General features: G+C 64.4%; 21 protein-coding genes. 9 read left to right on the top strand and 12 right to left on the bottom strand.

The annotated features are described in order from the left end of the window. Positions 1 to 7: 7 nt before the first annotated feature. Positions 8 to 898: a LysR family transcriptional regulator gene (locus DVB37_RS26430; RefSeq protein ID WP_120157206.1), complete on the bottom strand. Its 891-nt coding sequence runs from the start codon at positions 896 to 898 to the stop codon at positions 8 to 10. 404 nt (positions 899 to 1,302) lie between these two features. Here DVB37_RS26430 and DVB37_RS26425 point away from each other — a divergent pair, with 404 nt between their 5' ends. Beyond that, complete coding sequence (locus tag DVB37_RS26425; RefSeq protein WP_046803092.1) at positions 1,303 to 1,686, top strand: DUF4148 domain-containing protein; 384 nt, start codon at positions 1,303 to 1,305, stop codon at positions 1,684 to 1,686. A 469-nt stretch (positions 1,687 to 2,155) separates the two neighbouring features. Continuing rightward, positions 2,156 to 3,268, top strand: coding sequence for a porin (locus DVB37_RS26420; protein ID WP_120157205.1), 1,113 nt, complete (start codon positions 2,156 to 2,158; stop codon positions 3,266 to 3,268). Positions 3,269 to 3,443: 175 nt separating this feature from the next. On the opposite strand, the gene ilvA is transcribed toward DVB37_RS26420, so the two are convergent. Then, complete coding sequence (gene ilvA, locus DVB37_RS26415; protein WP_046803094.1) at positions 3,444 to 4,952, bottom strand: threonine ammonia-lyase, biosynthetic; 1,509 nt, start codon at positions 4,950 to 4,952, stop codon at positions 3,444 to 3,446. Positions 4,953 to 5,109: 157 nt separating this feature from the next. Between ilvA and DVB37_RS26410 the strand changes: the two genes are divergently transcribed. Beyond that, positions 5,110 to 5,646 (top strand): YqaA family protein, encoded by a 537-nt coding sequence (locus DVB37_RS26410; RefSeq protein WP_104142643.1) that lies wholly within the window; start codon positions 5,110 to 5,112, stop codon positions 5,644 to 5,646. Between the two features lie 132 nt (positions 5,647 to 5,778). Then, positions 5,779 to 9,738: an FAD/FMN-binding oxidoreductase gene (locus DVB37_RS26405; RefSeq protein WP_046803096.1), complete on the top strand. Its 3,960-nt coding sequence runs from the start codon at positions 5,779 to 5,781 to the stop codon at positions 9,736 to 9,738. A gap of 117 nt (positions 9,739 to 9,855) precedes the next feature. Here DVB37_RS26405 and DVB37_RS26400 read toward each other — a convergent pair whose 3' ends face one another. Next, complete coding sequence (locus tag DVB37_RS26400) at positions 9,856 to 10,824, bottom strand: tripartite tricarboxylate transporter substrate binding protein (RefSeq protein WP_120157204.1); 969 nt, start codon at positions 10,822 to 10,824, stop codon at positions 9,856 to 9,858. A gap of 160 nt (positions 10,825 to 10,984) precedes the next feature. Continuing rightward, positions 10,985 to 11,704 carry a YggS family pyridoxal phosphate-dependent enzyme gene (locus DVB37_RS26395; protein ID WP_120157203.1) on the bottom strand — a complete coding sequence of 240 codons (720 nt, stop codon included), beginning with the start codon at positions 11,702 to 11,704 and terminating at the stop codon, positions 10,985 to 10,987. Between the two features lie 200 nt (positions 11,705 to 11,904). Between DVB37_RS26395 and DVB37_RS26390 the strand changes: the two genes are divergently transcribed. Together DVB37_RS26390 and DVB37_RS26385 are read left to right on the top strand one after the other, a co-directional pair. Further along, positions 11,905 to 13,146, top strand: a complete 1,242-nt coding sequence (locus DVB37_RS26390; protein WP_046803099.1) for a PLP-dependent aminotransferase family protein — start codon at positions 11,905 to 11,907, stop codon at positions 13,144 to 13,146. Positions 13,147 to 13,299: 153 nt separating this feature from the next. Beyond that, positions 13,300 to 14,316 (top strand): amino acid ABC transporter substrate-binding protein, encoded by a 1,017-nt coding sequence (locus DVB37_RS26385; protein WP_104142648.1) that lies wholly within the window; start codon positions 13,300 to 13,302, stop codon positions 14,314 to 14,316. A 51-nt stretch (positions 14,317 to 14,367) separates the two neighbouring features. Here the strand turns inward: DVB37_RS26385 and DVB37_RS26380 are convergent, their stop codons facing one another. The 3 genes from DVB37_RS26380 to dprA form a co-directional block, all read right to left on the bottom strand. Further along, positions 14,368 to 14,841: a hypothetical protein gene (locus DVB37_RS26380; protein WP_120157202.1), complete on the bottom strand. Its 474-nt coding sequence runs from the start codon at positions 14,839 to 14,841 to the stop codon at positions 14,368 to 14,370. Continuing rightward, complete coding sequence (locus DVB37_RS26375) at positions 14,838 to 15,746, bottom strand: hydroxymethylglutaryl-CoA lyase (RefSeq protein ID WP_046803102.1); 909 nt, start codon at positions 15,744 to 15,746, stop codon at positions 14,838 to 14,840. Before DVB37_RS26375 ends, DVB37_RS26380 begins: the two co-directional genes overlap by 4 nt. Positions 15,747 to 15,866: 120 nt before the next feature. Further along, positions 15,867 to 16,979: a DNA-processing protein DprA gene (dprA, locus tag DVB37_RS26370; RefSeq protein ID WP_120157201.1), complete on the bottom strand. Its 1,113-nt coding sequence runs from the start codon at positions 16,977 to 16,979 to the stop codon at positions 15,867 to 15,869. A gap of 224 nt (positions 16,980 to 17,203) precedes the next feature. On the opposite strand from dprA, the gene def reads away from it, so the two are divergent. Continuing rightward, positions 17,204 to 17,716 carry a peptide deformylase gene (def, locus tag DVB37_RS26365; protein WP_046803104.1) on the top strand — a complete coding sequence of 171 codons (513 nt, stop codon included), beginning with the start codon at positions 17,204 to 17,206 and terminating at the stop codon, positions 17,714 to 17,716. Between the two features lie 32 nt (positions 17,717 to 17,748). Beyond that, complete coding sequence (gene fmt / locus DVB37_RS26360; protein WP_104142652.1) at positions 17,749 to 18,699, top strand: methionyl-tRNA formyltransferase; 951 nt, start codon at positions 17,749 to 17,751, stop codon at positions 18,697 to 18,699. Positions 18,700 to 18,764: 65 nt separating this feature from the next. Here fmt and DVB37_RS26355 read toward each other — a convergent pair whose 3' ends face one another. The 5 genes from DVB37_RS26355 to DVB37_RS26335 are packed head-to-tail and all read right to left on the bottom strand — an operon-like array spanning position 18,765 to position 21,847. Further along, positions 18,765 to 19,286, bottom strand: coding sequence for a class IV adenylate cyclase (locus tag DVB37_RS26355; protein WP_046803146.1), 522 nt, complete (start codon positions 19,284 to 19,286; stop codon positions 18,765 to 18,767). Positions 19,287 to 19,343: 57 nt separating this feature from the next. Continuing rightward, entirely contained in the window at positions 19,344 to 19,970 is a 627-nt protein-coding gene (locus DVB37_RS26350; protein ID WP_120157200.1) for a pyridoxamine 5'-phosphate oxidase family protein, read from the bottom strand. A 21-nt stretch (positions 19,971 to 19,991) separates the two neighbouring features. Then, entirely contained in the window at positions 19,992 to 20,618 is a 627-nt protein-coding gene (locus DVB37_RS26345; RefSeq protein ID WP_120157199.1) for an HAD hydrolase-like protein, read from the bottom strand. Positions 20,619 to 20,650: 32 nt separating this feature from the next. Beyond that, entirely contained in the window at positions 20,651 to 21,217 is a 567-nt protein-coding gene (locus tag DVB37_RS26340) for a hypothetical protein (RefSeq protein WP_046803147.1), read from the bottom strand. 42 nt (positions 21,218 to 21,259) lie between these two features. After that, on the bottom strand, positions 21,260 to 21,847 hold the full coding sequence (locus DVB37_RS26335) for a TIGR00730 family Rossman fold protein (RefSeq protein ID WP_046803108.1): 588 nt from the start codon (positions 21,845 to 21,847) through the stop codon (positions 21,260 to 21,262). Between the two features lie 230 nt (positions 21,848 to 22,077). Here DVB37_RS26335 and DVB37_RS26330 point away from each other — a divergent pair, with 230 nt between their 5' ends. Next, positions 22,078 to 22,629, top strand: coding sequence for a bacterioferritin (locus DVB37_RS26330; RefSeq protein WP_046803109.1), 552 nt, complete (start codon positions 22,078 to 22,080; stop codon positions 22,627 to 22,629). Positions 22,630 to 22,681: the final 52 nt, after the last annotated feature.

Genomic DNA, 22,681 nt, shown 5'->3' with positions numbered 1-22,681 from the left:
CTCGCGCTTAGGAATCCGACAGCCTGGGCTGGATGAAATCCAGAAACGCCTTGGTCTTGGCGGGCAACATGCGCGAGGGCAGCAGCGCAAACAACGGCAGCGGCGTGAGGCTCCAGTCGGGCAGCACCCGCACCAGCCCAGACTGCTTGATGGCGCGTTCCATCGCGTCGAACACCAGCAGCGGCGTAATGCCCAGCCCCTGGCTGGCCAGCCGCCCCAACATGCCGACGTTGTTGGCTGACAGCCTGCCTGATACCTGCACGCGTTCCACCTTGTCTCCCGAATGCAGCATCCAGAACGACGATTCCTCGCGCATGGTGGGGCGCAGGCATTCGTGGTGCGTCAGGTCACCCGGCACGCGCGGTTCGCCATAGCGCGCCAGATAATCCGGCGACGCGTACAACTGGTGCGCCATCAGGACGATCTTGCGCGAAATCAGGCTGGAATCGGGTTGCTGCCCAAAGCGCAGGATCAGGTCGAACGGATTGCTGATCGGATCGATCGGACGCATGCTCAGATCGAAATCGCATTCGATATCGGGATGCTGCTCGCGAAATTCGCGGATGACGGCCGGCAGGAACAGCTGGGCCAGGCTGGTCGGCAGCGAGATACGCAACCGCCCCTTGGGCTGCACCGCCATGTCCAGCAACTGGTCGTGCGCGATGCGTGCTTCTTCAACAATATGGCGGCAGCGTTCGAAATAGATAGCGCCGGCTTCGGTCAGGTCGATCTTGCGCGTGCTGCGGTTCAGCAACCGCATCCCCACGCTGCGTTCCAGTTCGCTGACACGGCGCGACAGCGTGGACGTTGGAATATTCAAGGCTTCGGCGGCGTGGCTGAAGTTCTTGCGCTTGGCGACTTCGACAAAAAGCGCGATGTCGTTAAGCTGGATATCCATGGGGTCCTCGACTCTGTAAATTCCATTTCTGGCAGGTTTGTATGATAAATGGATTTATTGTCCCGCCAGCTGAAATGTCTATTTCCTTGCGCTGAATATCGTCTTCCTGGTTCGTGCTGTCCGGTTTCGCGGGGCCGGCTTGCGGCAAGCTGAACGCCCGCAAGGCTTGCCACGCCCTGGCGCCGCTGTGACGTCCGAAGACTGCGGGCACGATTGCTCAAATATTGCACCGCTGCCGCCCAGTGCATCAGGCGATTGTCCCATCTGTGCAAATATGTTCACCAAATTAAGGGTTTTTACTAAGCCGGATTTTCCAGATACTTCGTCCCAGCAATCAAACAGTCACATCGCGGCTGCCATTCTGGCGCCGGACGCTGTGCAAGGTTTAGGATGGAGTCATCACAATGAAAGCCCTAGCAACCGCACTCATGGTTACCGCAACCCTGGTTGGCATGACCGCCGCCCACGCCGATGGCAAGACGCGTGAACAGGTCCAACAAGAACTGCAAGCCGCCAAGGCCGCCGGCCAGGTTACGTTTGGTGAACTGGACTACCCGCCCGCCACGGTGCAGCAAACCGGTCTGACGCGCGACCAGGTTCAGCAAGAACTGCAAAGCGCCAAGGCCGCCGGCCAAGTCACCACCGCTGAACTGGACTACCCGCCCCGCGCCACCGTGTCGCAATCCGGTGGCAAGACGCGCGAGCAGGTCCGCCAGGAACTGGCCGAAGCCAAGGCGCGCGGCGAATACACCTTTGGCGAATTGGACTACCCGCCCAAGGGCAAGTAAGCCCGCCGATCGATTTGTTGCACTACCCGTACCCGCTGGTCACGAAAAAAACCCCTTGAGACGCCAAGGGGTTTTTTATTCGCCGGTCATCCGTGTCGGCACGTCGAAAGCCCCGTCCAGTGTGGCGTTTTTGCCGCATAACTGGTCGGTGCGCACAACAAGTGCTGTCGGGAAATTCTGGCGCATTGAACATCGATGCGCGGCGCGCCACTCAATGGCGAGCAAACATTCGCATTTATTTTCAAGGCCTTAAGCGCACCGCCGCACTGCGCTGCACCGCCGTCGCGGCCGCATTATCCCAACCATGGAAAGTAGTTCGTCGAAATCCGTGTTACTTCGCGTTGCAGCACGCCGGACACTAGCGTCAGTGCAGACGCCGCTTGCGAATCGCAGCGGCACGCAGCAGGCCCGCCGTTTGGGCGTGGCCGTTGCGCATGCCTTTTCATCTCGCCATTTTGGGGTAACTGTTATGAAGAAGACGCTATTGGCCGTCGCGTTGCTGGCAGGCTTTGCCAGCGCCGCGCAAGCCGCCGACTCCGTGACGCTGTACGGCTTGATCGACGCCGGTATCGGCTACGAACAAGTGAAGTTCAACGGTGTGAAGCAAAGCCGTATCGGCGGCGTGCAGGGCGTGAGCAGCGGCTCGCGCTTCGGCCTGCGCGGCACGGAAGACCTGGGCGACGGCCTGCGCGCCGTGTTCACTTTGGAGGGCGGCTTTGGCCCGATGAACGGCAAGTCGGCCCAGAACGGCCGCCTGTTCGGTCGTCAAGCCACGGTGGGCCTGGACAGCGATTCCTGGGGTCGCCTGGAATTCGGTCGTCAAACGAACCTGGCCTCGAAGTACTTTGGCTCCATCGACCCGTTCTCGATCAGCTACAACACCGCCAACATGGGTACGACGTTCGGCAGCGCCAACACGATGCGCCTGGACAACATGGTGCTGTATCAAACGCCCAGCCTGGGCGGCTTCAAGGCCGGCGTCGGCTATTCGTTCAGCGCGGATGACACCGTCAGCGACACCACGCAGACCGGCTTTGCCACGGGCAACAACAACCGCGTGCTGACCGTTGGCGCGCAGTACGTGAGTGGCCCGCTGAACCTGGCCGCCGCATACGACCGCTTCGACCCGACCAACGATCGCGTTGGCGGCAAGAGCGCCGCGCGCATCCAGGAATACATCGTGGGTGGTTCGTACGACTTTGAAGTCGTGAAGCTGGCTGCCGCATTTGGCCAGACGCGCGACGGCTGGTTCGTGGGCCAGAACATGGGCACCACGCCGGAAGGCATGAACAACCTGGGTTCGTTCAAGCTGGCCGATGGCTTTCGCGCCAACTCGTACATGATCGGCGCCACCGTGCCGTTGGGCCGTCACGCCATCTTCGGTTCGTGGCAGCGCGCCACCCCGGGCAACGACAAGCTGACGGGCGATGACGCCACGTTCAACGTGTACAGCCTGGGCTACACCTACGACTTCACCAAGCGCACCAACCTGTACGCGTACGCCTCCTACGGCGACAACTACGCGTTCCAGCACGACGCACGCGACACCGCCGTCGCCGTGGGCTTGCGCCACCGCTTCTAATCGGCGGGGCGCCTGGCTGAACCCTGCTGAATGCGCGGCTTATCTCCGTAGGCCGCCGAGTGACAGCGAGCCCCCCCTTGGGTTCAGCCGGGCGTCCTTGACGGACAGAAGGGAAGGGCCTCCAGATGGAGGCCCTCTCGCATTGTGGGCAGCGTGTTGCGGGGTAGCGCGTCGTCTACAGGAACAGCTTGTAGGCCGGGTTCTCGGTCTCGTTCCAGTGGGGATAGCCCAGTTCGGCCACAAAAGCGCGGAACTGTTTCTTGTCGGCGGGCGGCACCTGGATGCCGATCAGGATGCGGCCATAGTCGGCGCCCTGGTTGCGATAGTGGAACAGGCTGATGTTCCAGTCCGGATTCATCGCGTTCAAAAAACGCATCAGCGCGCCCGGGCGCTCGGGGAATTCAAAGCGGTACAGCAGTTCGTTGCGCGCCAGCGCCGACCGGCCGCCCACCATGTGGCGCAAGTGCGTCTTGGCCATTTCGTCGTGCGTCAGGTCCAGCGTGTCAAAGCCGTGGCGGCGGAAATTGGCGGCGATCTTGTCGGGCTCGGCGGCCGAGGACACCTGGATGCCCACGAACACATGCGCGCGGTCCGCATCGGAAATCCGGTAGTTGAACTCGGTCACGCTGCGTTCGCCCACCAGTTCACAGAAGCGGCGGAAGCTGCCGCGTTGCTCGGGCATGGTTACGGCGAAGACGGCTTCGCGCATTTCGCCGACTTCGGCGCGTTCAGCCACAAAGCGCAGGCGGTCGAAGTTCATGTTGGCGCCGCAGGCGATCGCTACCAGCGTCTTGCCCTTCAGGTGGTGTTCGGCGGCGTATTGCTTGGCGCCGGCCACGGCCATGGCGCCCGCCGGTTCCAACACGCTGCGCGTGTCCTGAAAGACGTCCTTGATCGCGGCGCAGATCGAATCCGTGTTGACCACGACAAAGTCGTCCACGTATTGACGCGTCAGCTTGAAGGTTTCGGCGCCCACCATCTTGACGGCGGTGCCGTCCGAGAACAGCCCGACGTCATTGAGCTGCACGCGGCGGCCGGCGCGCACGCTGCGCAGCATGGCGTCGGAGTCTTCGGTCTGCACCCCGATGATCTTGATTTCGGGGCGCAACTGCTTGATATAGGCCGCCACGCCCGAGATCAATCCGCCGCCGCCGATGGCCACGAAGATGGCGTCGATGGGGCCGGGGTGCTGGCGCAGAATTTCCATGCCCACCGTGCCCTGGCCCGCGATCACGTCGGGGTCGTCAAAGGGGTGGACGAAGGTCAGCTTTTCTTTCTTCTCAAGGGTTTGCGCGTGTGCGAAGGCATCGGTGAAGCTCTCACCGGCCAGCACCACTTCGCCACCCAGTCGGCGCACCGCGTCCACCTTCACTTGGGGGCTGGTCGTGGGCATGACGATGACCGCGCGGCAGCCCAGCCGGCTTGCCGCCAGCGCCACGCCCTGGGCATGGTTGCCGGCCGACGCTGCGATCACGCCGCGGTTCAGCGCGGCGGCCGGCAGGTTGGCCATCTTGTTATAGGCGCCGCGCAGCTTGAAGCTGAACACAGCCTGGGTGTCTTCACGCTTGAGCAGCACCGTGTTCGACATGCGCGCGGACAGCTGGGGCGCCACCTCCAGCGGCGATTCCACCGCCACGTCGTAAACCTTCGAAGTCAGGATGCGTTTCAGATAATCAGTGGACATGGGCCGCGCACAGAAGCAAAAGTGAGGATTGGGCGAGATTATTGCAGGGAAAGCCGCGTCGCCCGACAGGTTTCTGGTTGCGATGCCGCGACGTGGACGCGCGGGCCGGTTCGATTCCTGATCGTCATTTCCCTGCGCGCGGCTACACTCGCTCCTCATGGAAGAAAGCCTCTTATCCGCTGTTCACTGGTTGCTGGGAATGTTGGCGCTGCCCTCGGTGGGCCTGTCCGCCATCTTCACGGTGTCGTTGATATCCGCCACCTTGCTGCCGCTGGGCTCCGAGCCGGCGGTGTTCGGCTTCATCAAGTTGGCGCCCGACATGTTCTGGCCCGCCATCCTGGTGGCTACGGCCGGCAACACCGTGGGTGGGGCGATCAGCTACTGGATGGGCGTGGGCGCCGAAAAAGCCGTGCAACGGTGGAAGGAAAAACACCCGCATCCGCATCCGGACGCCACCGAGGGCGGGCGCATGCGTGGCCGCTGGAACGAACGCGCGCATGACTGGCTGCACCGCATGGGTCCTCCCGCGCTGCTCTTGTCGTGGCTGCCCGCCGTGGGCGATCCGCTGTGCGCCGTGGCCGGCTGGTTGCGCTTGTCGTTCTGGCCGTGCGTGCTCTATATGGCCATCGGAAAATTCCTGCGCTACCTGGCCATGACGGCCAGCCTGCTGTGGTTCTTCCCAGGCCAGATCTAAGCACCGACTTTCAATTTAATCGGGGACGGTACATATCGTTTTCCCCGCGCCATTGGCCGGCTTCCTAAGGGTATTAGGGGTCAAGTCCGGCCAATGGCATAAAATAATTTTTTATGGGCCCCTCTTGCCGCCATGAACGCCCCACTCGCTAGCCACATCTTGAACGGGGCGATGCCGCCCGCCGCTCCCGCGCGATTGCGCGAAATCCCCTACAACTACACGTCGTTTTCCGACCGCGAGATTGTCGGCCGGCTGTTAGGCGATGACGCCTGGAGCCTGCTGTCCGACCTGCGCGGCGAACGCCGCACCGGCCGCTCCGCGCGGATGCTGTACGAAGTGCTGGGCGATATCTGGGTGGTGCGCCGCAACCCGTACCTGCAGGATGACCTGCTGGACAACCCCAAGCGCCGCAAGCAGCTCATCGACGCGCTGCATCACCGCCTGAGTGAAATCGATCGCCGCCGCGAGCCGGGCTCGCCCACGGAAGAAGGCCACGACCCGCATCGCGATGAAAAGGTCGTCGGCCTGCTGGCCCGCGCCCGTTCCGCCATTGCCGCCTTCGAAGGGGAATTCGACCAGACCACCATGATGCGCAAGCAGGCGCAGAAGGTGCTGGGCCGCATCACCGCGCGCGACAACATCAAGTTCGACGGCCTGTCGCGCGTATCCCACGTGACGGACGCTACCGACTGGCGCGTGGAATACCCGTTCGTGGTGCTGACCCCCGATTCCGAAGACGAAATCGCCGCGCTGGTCACTGCCTGTATCGAACTGGGCCTGACCATCGTGCCGCGCGGCGGCGGCACCGGCTACACGGGCGGCGCCATCCCGCTGACCTGGAAGTCGGCCGTCATCAACACCGAGAAATTCGACAAGCTGGGCAAGGTTGAATCCTGTATCTTGCCGGGCCTGACCGAGCCCGTGGCCGTCATCCATGCTGGCGCCGGCGTCGTCACCAAGCGCGTTTCCGAAGCGGCCGAGGCCGCCGGTTTCGTGTTCGCCGTGGACCCGACTTCGGCCGAAGCCTCGTGCGTGGGCGGCAACATCGCCATGAACGCGGGCGGCAAGAAGGCCGTGCTGTGGGGCACCGCGCTGGACAACCTGGCCTGGTGGCGCATGGTGGACCCGGACGGCAACTGGCTGGAAGTCACCCGCCTGGAACACAACATGGGCAAGATCCATGACGTGGAAACGGCACGCTTCGAACTCAAGTGGTTCGACGGCAAGGGCAAGCCCGGCGAGCGCCTGCTGAGAACCGAGCTGCTTGAAATCAAGGGCCGGGTGTTCCGCAAGGAAGGCCTGGGCAAGGACGTTACCGACAAGTTCCTGGCCGGCTTGCCCGGCATTCAGAAAGAAGGCTGCGACGGCCTGATCACGTCGGCGCGCTGGGTGCTGCACCGCATGCCGCGCCACACGCGCACGGTCTGTATGGAATTCTTCGGGCAGGCGCGCGACGCCATCCCGTCGATTGTCGAGGTCAAGGGCTATCTGGACGGCGAAGGCAAGGCGCGCGGCGCCATCCTGGCCGGCCTGGAACACCTGGACGAGCGCTATCTGCGCGCGGTCGGCTACGCCACCAAGAGCAAGCGCGGCGTGCTGCCCAAGATGGTGCTGATCGGTGACATCGTTGGCGACGATGACGACGCCGTGGCCGCTGCCGCCAGCGAAGTCGTGCGCCTGGCCAACACGCGCCATGGCGAAGGCTTCGTGGCCGTCAGCCCCGAGGCGCGCAAGAAGTTCTGGCTGGACCGCTCGCGCACCGCCGCGATTGCGCGTCACACCAACGCCTTCAAGATCAATGAAGACGTGGTGATCCCGCTGCCCCGCATGGGCGAATACACGGATCACATCGAACGCATCAACATCGAACTGTCGACCAGCAACAAGCTCAAGCTGCTGGGCGCGCTGGATGCCTACCTGTGCACGCCGCTGCCGGTGGGCAAGGCCGACGACGCCGATATCGAAAGCACCCGCGCCGAAGTGCTGGCGGACCGCACGCGCCAGGCGCTTGAGCTGCTGGGCAGCGTGCGCCAGCGCTGGCAATGGCTGCTGGACAACCTGGACCTGCCGCTGGCGCAGGCGCTGCCCGAACTGCAAGCACTGGGCCTGGGCGACGTCCACGCCACGCTGACCGACCGCCTGGCCGCGCAGCCCACCGCGCGCGTGTTCGACGTGGTGCAGGACCGCACCATCCGCGTGTCCTGGAAGACCGAAGTGCTGGCCGGCCTGCAACGCACGTTCTCGGGCGCGTCGTACAAGAAGATCGTCGACGAACTCATCGCCATCCACGGCCGCGTGTTGAAAAGCCGCGTGTTCGTCGCGCTGCACATGCACGCCGGCGACGGCAACGTGCACACCAACATCCCGGTCAACTCGGACGACTACGAAATGCTGCGCGAGGCCCATCAGGCCGTCGACCGCATCATGCAGATCGCCCGCGACCTGGACGGCGTGATCTCGGGCGAACACGGCATCGGCCTGACCAAGTACGAATTCCTGACCGAAGCCGAACTGGCGCCGTTCCAGGACTACAAGCGTCGCGTCGACCCCAACGGCCACTTCAACGCCGGCAAGCTGATGCCGGGCGCCGACCTGCGCCACGCCTGGACGCCCAGCTTCAACCTGATGGGCCACGAGTCGCTGATCATGCAGCAAAGCGACATCGGCGCTATCTCGGAATCCATCAAGGACTGCCTGCGTTGCGGCAAGTGCAAGCCGGTGTGCGCCACCCACGTGCCGCGCGCCAACCTGCTGTATTCGCCCCGCAACAAGATCCTGGCCACCTCCTTGCTGGTGGAAGCCTTCCTGTACGAAGAGCAGACTCGACGCGGCGTCAGCCTGAAGCACTGGGAAGAATTCGAAGACGTGGCCGACCACTGCACGGTCTGCCACAAGTGCTACAACCCCTGTCCGGTCGATATCGACTTTGGCGACGTGTCGATGAACATGCGCGCCGTGCTGCGCCGCATGGGCCGCAAGTCGTTCAACCCGGGCACGGCCAGCGCCATGTTCTTCCTGAACGCCAAGGACCCGGCCACCATCAACGCCACGCGCAAGGCGATGGTGGGCGTGGGCTACAAGGTGCAGCGCGCGGCGCACGACCTGTTCTCCGGCCTGGTGAAAAAGCAGACGGCCAAGCCGCCGGCCACCGTGGGCAAGCCGCCGCTGCGCGAGCAGGTCATTCACTTCGTGAACAAGAAGATGCCCGGCGGGTTGCCCAAGCAGGCGGCGCGCAAGCTGCTGGACATTGAAGACGCCAACTACGTGCCGATCATTCGTGACCCCAAGGCCACGACCGCCGACACCGAAGCCGTGTTCTATTTCCCCGGCTGCGGTTCCGAACGTCTGTTCTCGCAAGTGGGGCTGGCCACGCAAGCCATGCTGTGGCACGCCGGCGTGCAGACCGTCTTGCCGCCGGGCTACCTGTGCTGCGGTTACCCCCAGCGCGGCAATGGCATGACGGACAAGGCCGAGCAGATCATTACCGACAACCGGGTGCTGTTCCACCGGGTCGCCAACACGCTGAACTACCTGGACATCAAGACCGTGGTGGTCAGCTGCGGCACCTGCTACGACCAGCTGTCGGGCTATGAATTCGACAAGATCTTCCCGGGTTGCCGCCTGATCGACATCCACGAATACCTGCTGGAAAAGGGCATCAAGCTGGAAGGCGCCAAGGGCGTGCGCTACATGTATCACGACCCCTGCCACACCCCGATGAAGCTGCAAGAGCCGATGAAGACGGTTCGCGCCCTGGTCGGCGACGACGCCATCAAGAGCGACCGCTGCTGCGGGGAGTCGGGCACGTTGGCGGTCAGCCGGCCCGACATTTCCACGCAGGTGCGCTTCCGCAAACAGGAAGAGCTGCTCAAGGGCGACGCCGCGCTGCGTGGCGACGGCTTCGCGGGCGACGTAAAGGTGCTGACGTCCTGCCCGTCGTGCTTGCAAGGCTTGTCGCGCTATGAAGGCGACGTCAAGATGGAAGCCGACTACATCGTTGTCGAAATGGCCCGCCACATCCTGGGCGAAGGCTGGATGGAAGACTACGTGAAACGCGCCAACGCCGGCGGCATCGAGCGCGTGCTGGTGTAAGGCGGCCAGCGCCTGGCCCCATGAAAAAACCCGCGTTCATCGCTGAACGCGGGTTTTTTATTGCCTTGCCGAATCCACGAATCCACGCATCACGGATCACAGATCACGGATTGCGGATTACTCCAGCTTGATGTTGGCCTTCTTGATCACGTCGGCCCAGGCGCTGCGCTCTTGTTCGGCATAGGCCTTGAAGTCCTGCGCGGACATCGGCATCGGGATCACGCCCATGTCCAGCATCTTTTGCGACACGGCGGCGCTTTTCAGCGTGGCGTCCAGGTCGGCCGACAGCTTTTTCACCACCGCTTCCGGCACGCCGGCCGGGCCCACCAGGCCTTGCCAGGCGTAGGCCGTGAAGTTGGCCACGCCCTGTTCCGCCATGGTCGGCGTGTCGGGCAAGACCGACACGCGTTCCGGCGTGGCGGCGGCCAGCACGCGCAGCTTGCCGGCCTTGACGTTGGGCAGGCCCGAGGCCAGGTCGATGAACATCACGTCCACCTGTCCGCCCAGCAGGTCCTGAATGGCGGGGGCCGCGCCCTTGTAGGGCACGTGCAGCAGGTTGGCGCCGGTGCGCTGCTTGAACAGTTCAAGCGCCAGATGGTGCGGCGAACCCGCGCCGGCCGATGCGGCGGTCAGCTTACCCGGCTCTTTCTTGGCGGCATCCAGCACGTCCTGCACCGACTTGTACGGCGAATTCACGTTCACGGCCAGCAGCAGCGGAAACTTGGCAATGCCGCCGATGTAGGTGAACTTGGCCGGGTCGTAGGACAACTTGGCGTACAGCGACGAGTTGAACGCCAGGGTGCCCGAGTCCGCCGTTCCTACCATGTAGCCGGTGGGGTCGGCCTGGGCGATGGCGGTGGCGCCGATGATGGTGGCCGCGCCGGGGCGGTTTTCCACCACGATGGTCTGGCCCAACGATTTTTCCAGGCTGCTGGCGACCGTACGCGCCACCACATCGGTGCCGCCGCCGGCCGGGTACGGCACGATCCAGCGGACGGGTTGCGTGGGCCACGATTGGGCGGATGCCGTGGCGGCGGCCAACGACAGGGTGGCCAGCGCCAACAGGCGCCGTGCGGAATGTTGCATGGGGTGTCTCCTCGTGCGGGATCAAAGTTTGAGCGCGACGCGGGCGGTCGTGTTCTGCGCCGTCGGTTCGCGTCGCTATTTTTTGCGCCGCTATTATGCTCGCGTTCGACGTGAAAAGGGGGCCGTCAGGCCCCCCGTTTTCCCGCATCACGTGGCCCCGTTACTGTGGGTCGGGGTAGGTACGGGCGCCGAATATCGCCGTGCCGATGCGCACTTCGGTCGAGCCTTCCTCGATAGCCAATTCGAAATCGCCGCTCATGCCCATCGACAGGCGGTCCAGCGACACGCCGTCGATGTTTTCGGCGCGCAGGCTGTCGCGCAGCGTGCGCAGGGCACTAAAGCAGGCCCGCACTGGTTCCGGATCGGGCGAGTTGACGGCCAGCGTCATCAGCCCCTTGACGTGCAACGTAGGAAATTCCGCCGCGATGCGCCGCAGGAACGCCGACACGTCTTGAGGCGCCATGCCGAACTTGCTGGGCTCGGAAGACGTTTTCACCTGCACCAGCACGTCCAGCGTGCGGCCTTCGGTCAGCAGGCGGCGATGCAGGGCTTCGGCCAGGTCGACGCGGTCCAGCGACTGCACTTCGGTGGCGTCGCGCGCAGCGTCTTTGGCCTTGTTCGTCTGCAAATGGCCAATCAGCACCCATTGCAGGCCCTGGCCGGCCAGCGCTGCCGCCTTCTGTCGGATTTCCTGCGTTTTGTTCTCGCCAAAACGCGTCATGCCCAGCGCCATGGCTTCGCGGATCGCGTCCACCTCGAAGGTCTTGCTGACGGGCAGCAGCACCACGCTGTCCGGGCTGCGCCCGGCCCGCGCGCAGGCGTCGGCGATGCGTTGGTGGATGTGGGCAATGCGCCCGGCCATGGTGTCTTCGACGGTCATGCAGCTCTCTTGCAGGAACAGGATGTCCCATAGTGTAGGACTGCGCGCGCTCGTTTCGCCACACGATGCGCGCCAGTCGTTGACCCTGCGTAATACGCAGGCTTAGAATTTGCGGAGATTTGTTTATATTTCAATGTTCTATGCCCTCCGGCGCCGCCCCAGCGGGCGACACGGTTTCCCACCTTCCCCAGTCTCCCGCCATGTCCAGCGCTGCGCCAGAATACGCCTTTGCCACGCCTTTCCTGAATCCCCCCGCTTCCCCCATCCGGTCCTTGATGCCCTACGCGTTGCGTCCCGGCACCATTTCGCTGGCCGGCGGCTACCCCGCTCAGGAGCTGTTTGACGTTGAAGGCTTGTCGGTGGCGTCCACCCAGGTCATGTCGCGGCTGGGCGCCTGCCTGCAATATTCCAACATCGATGGCCAAGCCAGCCTGCGTAACGAGCTGGCGCGCCTGTCCGCCGCACGCGGCCTGCACTGCAATGCCGACACCGAGCTGGTTGTGACGGGCGGGTCGCAGCAGGCGCTGGCGCTGCTGACGCGCGTGATGCTGCAACCCGGCGACCACGCCATCATTGAATCGCCCGCGTTCCCCAATTCCGTGCAGGCGTTGCGCTACACGGGCGCCACCGTGCACACCGTGGCATCCGGCCCGGACGGCATCGACGTGGACGCGTTGGACGAACTGGCCGCGCGGGTCAAGCCGAAGATGGTCTGCGTCGTGGCCTCGTTCTCGAACCCTTGCGGCGCCACCATCTCGCGCCAGCGCCGTCTGCGCTTGCTGGAACTGGCGGTCAAGCATCGCTTCCTGATCGTTGAAGACGACCCGTACAGCGAACTGCGCTTTGCCGGCGAAGCCGTGCCGCCCATCGCGGCCCTGGCGGAAGGCGAAGCCCGCCACTGGGCGGTGTACCTGGCCAGCATGTCCAAGACCATGGCGCCCGCGCTGCGCATCGGCTGGCTGATCGCCCCGCCGGAAATCCGCCGCCGCTGCGTCAGCGCCAAGGCGGCCGACGATATGGCCTCGTCGGCGTGGATCCAGGAAGTGGTGGCGCAGTACCTGGCCAACGGCCGCTACGACGAACACGTGCCGCGCATTCGCGCCGCCTATGGCCTGCGCTGCGACGCGATGGCCCAGGCGTTGGCGCGCGAACTGGACGGCCGCGTCAGCTTCAGCAAGCCCGAAGGCGGCATGTTCTTCTGGGCGCGGCTGACGGGCGATGTGGACGCCACGCGCCTGTTGCCGTATGCGATTGAACACGAAGTGGTTTATGTGCCCGGCAAGGCGTTCTACGCCAATGTCGAACAGGCCGACCTGTTTGCCATGCGCATGTCGTTTGCCACCATGAACGAAGCGCAAATTGCCCAGGGCATGGTGCGCCTGGGTCGCGCGCTGGACGCGTGCGAAGCGAACGAGCCGGTGTCGATTTCGTTGGCGGCGTAGGGCACCCGGTAACCGGGCGGCGCAGCGCAACCCCACAAGCGGGCGGCGCTGCGCATACCTAAATAAGCGCTTGTTATTTGGCGCGGGCGCTTCATGTCTATAAGCTTCTTGCCTCGGCGCGTCCGCGCGCCCGGTACAACAGGAATCCAGGTCATGAACATTGCAAAAGGGTTGGTGGGCGCGGCGCTATTGGTAGCGGCGGCGCAGGGCGCGCAAGCGGCAACGGTAGACGTCGTGCGCCAGCGCGGCGCCGTGGCTTGCGGTACGACCACGGGCTTTGCCGGCTTTTCAGCGCCCGACGCGCAAGGCAAGTGGCAAGGGCTGGACGTGGACCTTTGCCGCGCCATCGCCGCGGCGGTCTTTGGCGATGCCAACAAGATCAAGGTGGTGCCGCTGAATTCGCAGCAGCGCTTCACCGCGTTGCAATCCGGCGAAGTGGACGTGTTGACCCGCAACACCACCGTCACGCAGCAGCGCGACACGGCGCTGGGCATCATCCACGCCGGCATCAATTTCTACGACGGCCAGGGCTTTCTGGTGCCCAAGTCGCTGGGCGTGAAAAGCGCCAAGGACATCAACGGCGCAACCATCTGCCTGCAAACGGGCACCTCTAACGAGAACACGTTGGCCGACTGGGCGCGCGCCAACAACGTCACGTACAAGCCGGTGGTGATCGAAACGTTCAACGAAGTGGTCAACGCCTTCGCGGCGGGTCGTTGCGACGTGTTCTCGACGGACGCGTCGGGCCTGGCGTCGATCCGTATCTCCAAGCTGCAAAATCCGGACGACTACGTCGTGCTGCCCGAGATCATTTCCAAGGAACCGCTGGGCCCGTTCGTGCGCCAGGGTGACGATACGTGGCTGAACATCGTGCGCTGGTCGCTGTCGGCAATGATCGAAGCCGAAGAATACGGCGTCACGTCCAAGAACGTGGACGAGCAGCTAAAAAGCGCCAACCCGAACATCAAGCGCATTCTGGGTGTCACGCCCGGCAGTGGCGCGAACCTGGGCCTGGACGAAAAATGGGCCTACAACATCGTCAAGCAGGTGGGCAATTACGGCGAGAGCTTTGAACGGAACGTGGGCGAAGGCAGCCCGCTGAAGATCAAGCGCGGCCTGAATGCGCAATGGACGCAAGGCGGCTTGATGTACGCGCTGCCGATCCGCTGATCGGCAGGGTTACAGGGTTGCGGCAACGCCGCACCCTGCCTTCCCAGCCCGTCATCCGCGCCGATACAGCTGCGCGATCTTCACAAAGGCCGCGCGCAGTTCGCGCGTGCCGCCCTGGATGATGACGGGTTTGCCTCGGTGCGTGAATATCACCAGGCGCTTGGAAAACAGCATGGGCACAAAGCGTGCATAGCGCACGTCTTCCCATGCCACTTCGCGACGCGTGAACCAGGATTGGCGCAGGCCACGATCGTCGATCGTGGTGATCGACGTCTGCATGTGCCAGGACACGAACAGCAGCCCCACAAAGCACAGCACCACGACCACCGCCAGCACCGTGTCGAACGGCTGCGCGGGCGCGCGAATCGCGGTGGTGACCACCTGCACGCCCAGCACCGCCAGGATCACCCAGGCCAGAATGCGGACCCAGTCGGGCCAGGCCTGGCCCGACAACGGCAACGGGCCGATCTCGCGCAGCAGGGCCGCGCGATCTTCAAGAGTCGGGGCGGGGCCAGGCGAGGTCATGCCGCCCGTTTGGCCGCGATGGCATTGCCCGCGCGGCTGGAACCCTTGCGGTTCAGGTTGGCCGACATCCACTGGCCGATATCGACCACGGCGTCGAAGTCCACGCCCGTGTCGATGTCCAGCCCGCGCAGCATGTACAGCACGTCTTCGGTGGCGACGTTGCCCGTGGCGCCCTTGGCGTAGGGGCAGCCGCCCAGGCCGGCAACCGACGTATGGAAGATCGAGATGCCGGTTTCCAACGCGGCCAGGATGTTGGCCAGCGCCTGGCCGTAGGTGTCATGGAAATGGCCGGACACGCGCGCCGGATCGACCACGCGGGTCACGGCCGTCATCACGTCGCGCACCCGCTGCGGCGTGCCCACGCCAATGGTGTCGGCCACGTCGATTTCATCCACCTGCATTGCCAGGTAGCGCTGCGCCACGTCCACCACCGACGCAATCGGAACCTCGCCTTGATACGGACAGCCCAGCGCGCAGCTGATGCTGCCACGCACGCGGATGCCGGCGTCGCGCGCGGCTTGCACCACGGGCTCGAAGCGAGCGATGGATTCCGCGATGGAGCAGTTGATGTTCTTTTGCGAAAACGCTTCGCTGGCGGCGCCAAAGATGACGATTTCATCCGCGCCGGCGGCCAGCGCGCCTTCAAAGCCCTTCATGTTCGGCGTCAGCACGGAATAGATCGTGCCCGGGCGGCGTTCGATGCGCGCCATGACATCGGCGCCGTCGGCCATCTGCGGCACCCACTTGGGCGACACGAACGACGCGGCTTCCACATTGGGGAAGCCCGCGGCGGACAGGCGGTTGACCAGCTCGACCTTGATGTCGGTCGGCACGAATTCCTTTTCATTTTGCAGACCGTCGCGGGGCGACACTTCGACGATCTTCACGCGGGAGGGCAAAGCCATGTCTCTTCCTGGTTCGATTTGGGTGACGCGGCGCGCAACGCTGCGGCGCCATCGACAATATTAGCGCCATCGCCGCGCGCCGGGCTTGTGCGCGGGTCCGGGTCGGGCCATGGGATGACCCTATTTCAAACGCTGGTAGCGGCCGTCATCCAGACGGGCGAGCCGGCCCTCTAATTCCAGCTGAACCAGCTGCGCCTGCAGGTCGCCGATGGCGATGTTTGATCGCGTCTGGATGGCATCCACGTGCAGCGGGTCGTAACCCATGGCATCCAGCACGGGGTGGTCCGGCAATGGCGGTGGCGGGGGCGGCGCGCGGCGACCGGCGGGCGTGGGCCCGCCGCCCAGTTCATCGGTAATGTCAGCCGCGGTTTCCACCAGCTTTGCGCCCTGCCGAATCAAGGCATGGCAACCGCGCGACAACGGCGAGTGGATCGAGCCGGGGATGGCAAACACTTCGCGCCCGCTTTCGCCGGCCAGCCGTGCCGTGATGAGCGAGCCGCTTTGCTTGGCCGCTTCCACCACCAGCACGCCGCGAGCCAGGCCCGCCACGATGCGGTTGCGCTTGGGGAAGTGGGGCGGCAAGGCGCCCGTGCCCAGGGGGAATTCAGACACCAGCGCGCCGTTGCCGGCGATGCGGTGGGCAAGGTCGCGGTGGCGAGCGGGGTAGATGCGGTCAATGCCGGTGCCCATGACGGCGACGGTGCCCGCGCCATCGGCGCCGGCGTCCAGCGCGCCTTCGTGCGCCGCCGCGTCGATGCCCAGCGCCAGGCCGCTGACGACGCGCCAGCCGTGGCCGGCCAGGTGGCGGGCAAACGCGCGCGCGGTTTCCTGGCCGCCGGGCGTGGCATTGCGCGCGCCCACCACGGCCAGGGATGGGCCTTGCAGATAGGCCGGATCGCCCACCACGTACAACAGAATGGGCGGGTCGGCGATGGTCAGCAGGCTTTGGGGATAGGTCGGGTCCGCCAGCGTCACGATGTGGCGGTGGGGCGCATCCACCCATTGCAGCGCGGCGTCCACCTGCGCCGCCATGTCGGCCGGCATGGCGGCGGCCAGCTGGCGCGCCAGCGCATCCGGCAAGTGGCGGGCGAGGGCAGTCGCCCGCTGGGCGTAGATCTGCTCGGGCAGGCCCAGCGCGCTCAGCAGCGTACAGGCGGTAGCGGAACCCACGTTGGGCTCCAGGGACAGCCGCAACCAGGCGGACAGTTCGGCGGACGTATGCGTAAGCGGCATGAGGCGGGCGCGATGGCGTCAAGGGTGGCAAGTGTCGCATGCAAGGCGCAACAGGCGCCGATGCATGGGTGGCGTTTTGATCTCTCTTGTCTGCTTGCCTGTCAGCCAAAGAAGCGGGGACGCAGCGCTCTGGTAATGCTCCATTTAGCCGAAAACTATTAGAAATCAATACTCTAATGAATTAAACTCTTGCCTACGCATCAATTACTGGCGATCCCTTTTCAATGGCTTTACTTCCTATCCTTCGCTATCCGGACCCGCGCTTGCACAAGAAAGCCAAGCCGGTAGCCGAAGTCGACGACCGCATCCGTCAACTGGTACGCGACATGGCCGAAACCATGTACGACGCGCCGGGCGTCGGCCTGGCCGCAACCCAGGTTGACGTGCACGAACGCGTGGTCGTGATCGACGTGTCCGAAGACAGCAACGACCTGCTCGCGCTGATCAACCCCGAGATCACCTGGCGCAGCGACGACTACAAAATCTACGAAGAAGGCTGTCTGTCGGTGCCCGGCATCTACGACGAAGTCGAACGCGCCTCGCGCATCCGGTGCAAGGCGCTGGACATCGACGGCAAACCCTTTGAATTCGAAGCCGACGGCCTGCTGGCCGTGTGCGTCCAGCACGAGCTGGACCACCTGGAAGGCAAGGTCTTCGTCGAATACCTGTCCAACCTGAAGCAGAACCGTATCAAGACCAAGCTGAAGAAGGCCGAGCGCGAAGCGCTGCGCGACTGATTCCCGTTTTTTGACTTTTTGGTCTGAACCCCATGCGCCTAGTTTTTGCCGGCACGCCGGAATTTGCCCGTATCGCCTTTGACGCCTTGCGGGCCGCCGGTCACGACATCGCCCTGGTCATGACCCAGCCTGATCGGCCCGCCGGGCGCGGCTTGAAGCTGACGCCCAGCCCGGTCAAGCAGGCCGCGCTTGACGCCGGCATACCCGTTGCCCAACCGCGCAGCCTGAGGCTGGACGGACGCTATCCGGACGAGGCCGCCGACGCGCGCGCGTTGTTGGAACAGGTGGCGCCCGACGTCATGGTGGTGGCGGCGTATGGGTTGATTTTGCCGCAATGGGTGCTGGACTTGCCGCGCCTGGGTTGCCTGAATATCCACGCCAGCCTGTTGCCCCGCTGGCGCGGCGCAGCGCCCATCCAGCGCGCCATCGAAGCCGGCGACGCCCAAACGGGCGTGACCATCATGCAGATGGATCAGGGCCTGGACACGGGCGACATGCTGCTGGAACGCGTGGTGCCCATCTCGGCCGAGACCAACGCCGCGCAATTGCACGACGCCTTGGCGCTGGCGGGCGGGCAGGCGATTGTGGACGCGCTGAATGCGTTGGAACAAGGCGGCCTGACGCCGACCAAACAACCCGAGGCCGGCGTGACGTACGCCGCCAAGCTGGATAAAGCCGAAGCCGCGCTGGACTGCACGCAACCCGCGGCATTGCTGGCGCGCCGCGTGCGCGCGTTCAACCCCGTGCCCGGCGCCAGCATCCGGCTGCCGGGCCTGCCCGACCCCGTCAAGGTCTGGCGCGCGCAGGCGCTTGAAGACGCGTCGGCGGCCACGGCGGTCGAGCCCGGCAGCGTGCTGCGCGCCGAGGCGGATGGCATCGACATCGCCACCGGCGACGGCGTGCTGCGCTTGCTGGAATTACAAAAAGCCGGCGGCAAGCGCCAGCCCGTGGATGTGTTCGTGCGGGGCTGGCAACCGGCCTGACGGCGGCTTGCGCCTCGCTGCGCTGCGCCGGGCGAATCACCGCCCCGGCTTGTGCGCCGCGCCGGTCACGGGCGCGGCGTTGCCGCCAACAGGTCCAGATACGCGCCCGCCACCAACTGCGTGGGCGCGACACCCAGCCCCGCCATCAGCGTGCGGGCTTCTTCGCTGCCGGCGTCCAGGCTTTCGCCATCGCGCAGCACCACTTCCAGTTCCAGAAAATCCCCCAGCCCCTCAACCCGATCCAGATGGATGCGCGTGCGTCCGGCCATGAATACGGTGCGGTGCTTTTTCACGCGGCCGATTGCGCCGTAGGCCAGCGTCAGCGTCTGGCGCAGGGTGTCGGGCGAATCGGTCGGTGAAATGGCGTAGAAACTCTCCTTGGGGCCGGCTTCGTCCGAGCGACGATAAAAAATGAGCTCGCCGGTGCCGTCGCCAAAGGCGCGCAGCTTCAGGCGCCCATGCGTGCACGTGAAGAAGGTGTCGTCCTGGTCAAGAATCACCGGTTCCTGCCCCGACAGCGCGGCGGCCAGGGGTTCAAGCACGGCCAGGTTATCGACCCGTGCCTTGATTTCAACGTTGCGAGCCATGGCGTTACCCTCGCGCAAGGTGAATGCAGACGGCACCGATACCGCACGGATACCGCATCAATACAGCGTATCCGCCACCCGCGCGGGCAGGTCGCGGTCGTAAGCCGCGCCATCGAAAGTACCGGCCGTCAGGTCAGACAGAATGCGCCCGGTGCTTGGCAGCGCGCTGCGTGGCACCTGCGTGGCCGGGTCCCACAGGCGCGATCGCAGCAGCGCCCGCGAGCACTGAAAGTACACCGTCTGCACGTCCACGATAAGCACCGAGCGCGGCTGCTTGCCGTCCATCGCAAAGCGCTCAAGCAGCGCGGGGTCGACACTGACGCGCGCCGTGCCGTTCACCCGCAGCGTTTCACCCACGCCCGGCACCAGGAACAACAGCGCCACGCGCGGATCAGCCAACACGTTCAGCAAGCTGTCCATGCGGTTGTTGCCCCGGCGGTCGGGCAGCAGCAGCGTTTTTTCGTCTTCCACCACGACAAAACCGGCGGGATCGCCGCGCGGCGATGCGTCCAGCCCGTCCGGCCCCGATGTTGCCAACATCGCAAACGGCGCCGCTTCAATGAACGCGCGGTAATGCGGATGCACGTGATCCACTTCCTTCTTCAGCGAGGCCTCGCCGGGGGCGCCGTACAAGGCTTGCAGCGCGGCGGCGTCGGTGACGAGATGAGCGGGATCGATGTGCATGGCGGGTTCCGGTCGGCAGGGTCAGGCCAGGATGGCGGGCAGGTCGGCTACGGTCAAAAAGAGTTCGTCGGGCTTGCGTTCGCGCAGGGCGTCCACATGGTTATAACCCCAGGCGACCGACCCTACGCGCACGCCGGCCTTGCGGGCGGCGTCGATGTCGCGCATTTCGTCGCCCACCAGCAGGAAGCGTTCGGGGGCGACTTCATGGCGCCGCATCAAGCGGTCGATCTTGGCGGCCTTGCCGAACAGGTCGGTGCCGCATTCATAGTCGTCGAACAGCGCGCAGGTGTCCGCGCCCAGCACGCGCTGCACGTTTTCAATGGAATTCGAACTGATCACCGCCAGGCGCACGCCGCCTGCCTTGATCCGCGCCACCGCCTCGGCAATGCCATCGAACAGGTGCACGCTGGGGTCGATGTCCTGCATCAGCGTGCGCACGTGCGTCATGATGGCCGGCAGTTTCCACAACGGGATGCCCAGGTACTTCAGGATTTCCGAGGCCTCGCGGTGACGCAGGTTTTCGCGTTCGGTCAGGTCGATCTTGCGAAAGCCGTACTTGTCGGCCACCGTGTTCAGGATGGAGTTGAACCAGGGCATGGTGTCCGCCAAGGTTCCGTCAAAGTCGAATGCAGCGATGTCGTATTTCAAGTAATCAGTCCGTTTGCCGGCTTCTGGCGGGGCTACAAGCCGTTGGGGTGAAGCAAATAGTGCACGACCGGCGCCAGCGCTTCAAGCGGCGGCGCGCTGGCCACCACGCGCGCGGCATTGGTCCACGGGTAGTCCAGGCCCAGCAACCAGCCGAACACGGCGGGCATGTCGCCGGGCGGCAGCGTGACCATGGTTTCGATGGTGATGGTCAGGTCCGTGGCGCGATACGGTTGCGCCTGGAATTTCCAGTCGTAGCGGCCGCAGCCTACGCGCACATTGCCGGTGGCCTTTTCGGTCATGCCGACGATCCAGTCGCACTGGTAGTCGGGCAAGCGCGCGTCGGGCGCGGGACGCGACAGGTAGAACGTGTAGACGTTTTCGTAGGTCTGGCCAAACTTGCGCACCAGGGTGTCCGCAATGGCCGCGACCCCGTGGGATTCGGGCGGAAACGCGATGGCTTGCGTGCGCAAGGCCATTTTCAGCACCGCGTCCGACGCGAATGCCCGCGCCAGATGATGCGGTCGGTTCTCATCCTTGGCGTGGAAATAGTCGCGCAGCACGGACTCGGTGCTGGCGGGAGATAAGGAATCGGAAGTCATTTCAAGAACGGGCGTCATGGGCTCAACAGGGCAAGAGGGCCATCAGGCCGTGATGGGGTCGAACCACTTCGAGACGTTAGGCGGCTCGTAGATGGCATAGCGATCCAGCAGCAGGGCGGGGTCTTCTTCGACCACCAGCATGTCGCGATGCTGCGGTCGGATGAAGGCTTCGTCGACGGCGTGATCCACAAACTGCACCAACGCGTCGTAGTATCCCGCGACATTCAACAGGCCGCAGGGCTTCTGATGCATGTTCAGCTGCGCCCACGTCCACACTTCAAAAAACTCTTCCAGCGTGCCCGCACCGCCAGGCAATGCGATGAAGCCGTCCGACTTCTCAATCATCATTGCCTTGCGCTCGTGCATGTTCTGCACCAGGTGCAATTCGGTCAGGCCACGATGCGCCTGTTCTTTCTTTTGCAGCAGTTCGGGGATGACGCCGATCACGCGGCCGCCGGCGGCCAGCACTTCGTTGGCCACCACGCCCATGATGCCGACGACCGATCCGCCGTACACCAGCCCCAGGTCGCGCTTGACCAATTCGCGGGCCAGCACGCGGGCCTGCTCGATGTAGTCCGGGCGGGTGCCGGGGTTCGAGCCGCAATATACGCAGATGTTCTTCAGGTTCATAACAGGTTCGTGATGGCCGGGCCCGTTACAGATTGCGTCACGGGCGTTCCGGGAAGTCGATAGTTTACGAGAACGTCAGCGGGCGCGTTTTGGGGCTCGGGCGCCGTGCAAATTGGTGGCAGGAGCAATGTTTGGACACAGCAACTTCCGCTGCGATCGGTAGACTGAGTCGTTCGGTACGACTGGAAATCCAGCGTCGTAGGGCTTTCACTAACAGAGGAGCGAACGATATGGAACAAACGACCCGAACCCCCGAGAAGGCCAGCCGCCCATTCGACATGGACGTGAAGGCGATCCGCGCCAAGGCGCGCCAGGACATCGAGTCAGGCGCTGTTACGGACACCTATCGCGCAGACCGGGAAACCGTGCTGAAGCTGCTGAACGAGGCTCTGGCCACCGAAGTGGTCTGTGTGCTGCGCTACAAGCGCCACTACTTCATGGCTCGCGGCTTGAACGCCGAGCCGGTCGCGGCGGAATTCGCCGAACACGCCACGCAAGAACAGGAACACGCCGACCGTCTGGCTGAACGCATCGTTCAGCTGGGGGGCGAACCAAACCTGTCTCCCAAGGGCCTGCTCGAGCGCAGCCATTCGGAATACGTCGAAGGGTCATCCCTGCAAGACATGATCAAGGAAAACCTGATCGCCGAACGCATCGCCATCGACAGCTATCGCCAGATGATCGAATACATCGGCGAACAGGACTCGACCACGCGCCGCTTGCTGGAAGAGATCCTGGCGGTTGAAGAGGAACACGCCGACGATCTGGCGGACTTCCTGTAAGACTGGCCGCTACACGGTATCGGCCACCTCGTGTCGGCCACACAGCAAGGGC

The sequence above is a fragment of the Achromobacter sp. B7 genome, assembly GCF_003600685.1.
GTDB classification, from domain to species: Bacteria; Pseudomonadota; Gammaproteobacteria; order Burkholderiales; family Burkholderiaceae_B; genus Achromobacter; species Achromobacter spanius_B.
The sequence above is the reverse complement of the archived record's forward strand: the minus strand, read 5'-3'. Positions and strand labels throughout refer to the sequence as shown.

Bases quoted from the DNA above. Each gene is read 5' to 3' on its own strand.
- DVB37_RS26430 (WP_120157206.1), bottom strand. From the start codon at position 898: ATGGATATCCAGCTTAACGACATCGCGCTTTTTGTCGAAGTCGCCAAG.
- DVB37_RS26425 (WP_046803092.1), top strand. From the start codon at position 1,303: ATGAAAGCCCTAGCAACCGCACTCATGGTTACCGCAACCCTGGTTGGC.
- DVB37_RS26420 (WP_120157205.1), top strand. From the start codon at position 2,156: ATGAAGAAGACGCTATTGGCCGTCGCGTTGCTGGCAGGCTTTGCCAGC.
- ilvA (WP_046803094.1), bottom strand. From the start codon at position 4,952: ATGTCCACTGATTATCTGAAACGCATCCTGACTTCGAAGGTTTACGAC.
- DVB37_RS26410 (WP_104142643.1), top strand. From the start codon at position 5,110: ATGGAAGAAAGCCTCTTATCCGCTGTTCACTGGTTGCTGGGAATGTTG.
- DVB37_RS26405 (WP_046803096.1), top strand. From the start codon at position 5,779: ATGAACGCCCCACTCGCTAGCCACATCTTGAACGGGGCGATGCCGCCC.
- DVB37_RS26400 (WP_120157204.1), bottom strand. From the start codon at position 10,824: ATGCAACATTCCGCACGGCGCCTGTTGGCGCTGGCCACCCTGTCGTTG.
- DVB37_RS26395 (WP_120157203.1), bottom strand. From the start codon at position 11,704: ATGACCGTCGAAGACACCATGGCCGGGCGCATTGCCCACATCCACCAA.
- DVB37_RS26390 (WP_046803099.1), top strand. From the start codon at position 11,905: ATGTCCAGCGCTGCGCCAGAATACGCCTTTGCCACGCCTTTCCTGAAT.
- DVB37_RS26385 (WP_104142648.1), top strand. From the start codon at position 13,300: ATGAACATTGCAAAAGGGTTGGTGGGCGCGGCGCTATTGGTAGCGGCG.
- DVB37_RS26380 (WP_120157202.1), bottom strand. From the start codon at position 14,841: ATGACCTCGCCTGGCCCCGCCCCGACTCTTGAAGATCGCGCGGCCCTG.
- DVB37_RS26375 (WP_046803102.1), bottom strand. From the start codon at position 15,746: ATGGCTTTGCCCTCCCGCGTGAAGATCGTCGAAGTGTCGCCCCGCGAC.
- dprA (WP_120157201.1), bottom strand. From the start codon at position 16,979: ATGCCGCTTACGCATACGTCCGCCGAACTGTCCGCCTGGTTGCGGCTG.
- def (WP_046803104.1), top strand. From the start codon at position 17,204: ATGGCTTTACTTCCTATCCTTCGCTATCCGGACCCGCGCTTGCACAAG.
- fmt (WP_104142652.1), top strand. From the start codon at position 17,749: ATGCGCCTAGTTTTTGCCGGCACGCCGGAATTTGCCCGTATCGCCTTT.
- DVB37_RS26355 (WP_046803146.1), bottom strand. From the start codon at position 19,286: ATGGCTCGCAACGTTGAAATCAAGGCACGGGTCGATAACCTGGCCGTG.
- DVB37_RS26350 (WP_120157200.1), bottom strand. From the start codon at position 19,970: ATGCACATCGATCCCGCTCATCTCGTCACCGACGCCGCCGCGCTGCAA.
- DVB37_RS26340 (WP_046803147.1), bottom strand. From the start codon at position 21,217: ATGACTTCCGATTCCTTATCTCCCGCCAGCACCGAGTCCGTGCTGCGC.
- DVB37_RS26335 (WP_046803108.1), bottom strand. From the start codon at position 21,847: ATGAACCTGAAGAACATCTGCGTATATTGCGGCTCGAACCCCGGCACC.
- DVB37_RS26330 (WP_046803109.1), top strand. From the start codon at position 22,078: ATGGAACAAACGACCCGAACCCCCGAGAAGGCCAGCCGCCCATTCGAC.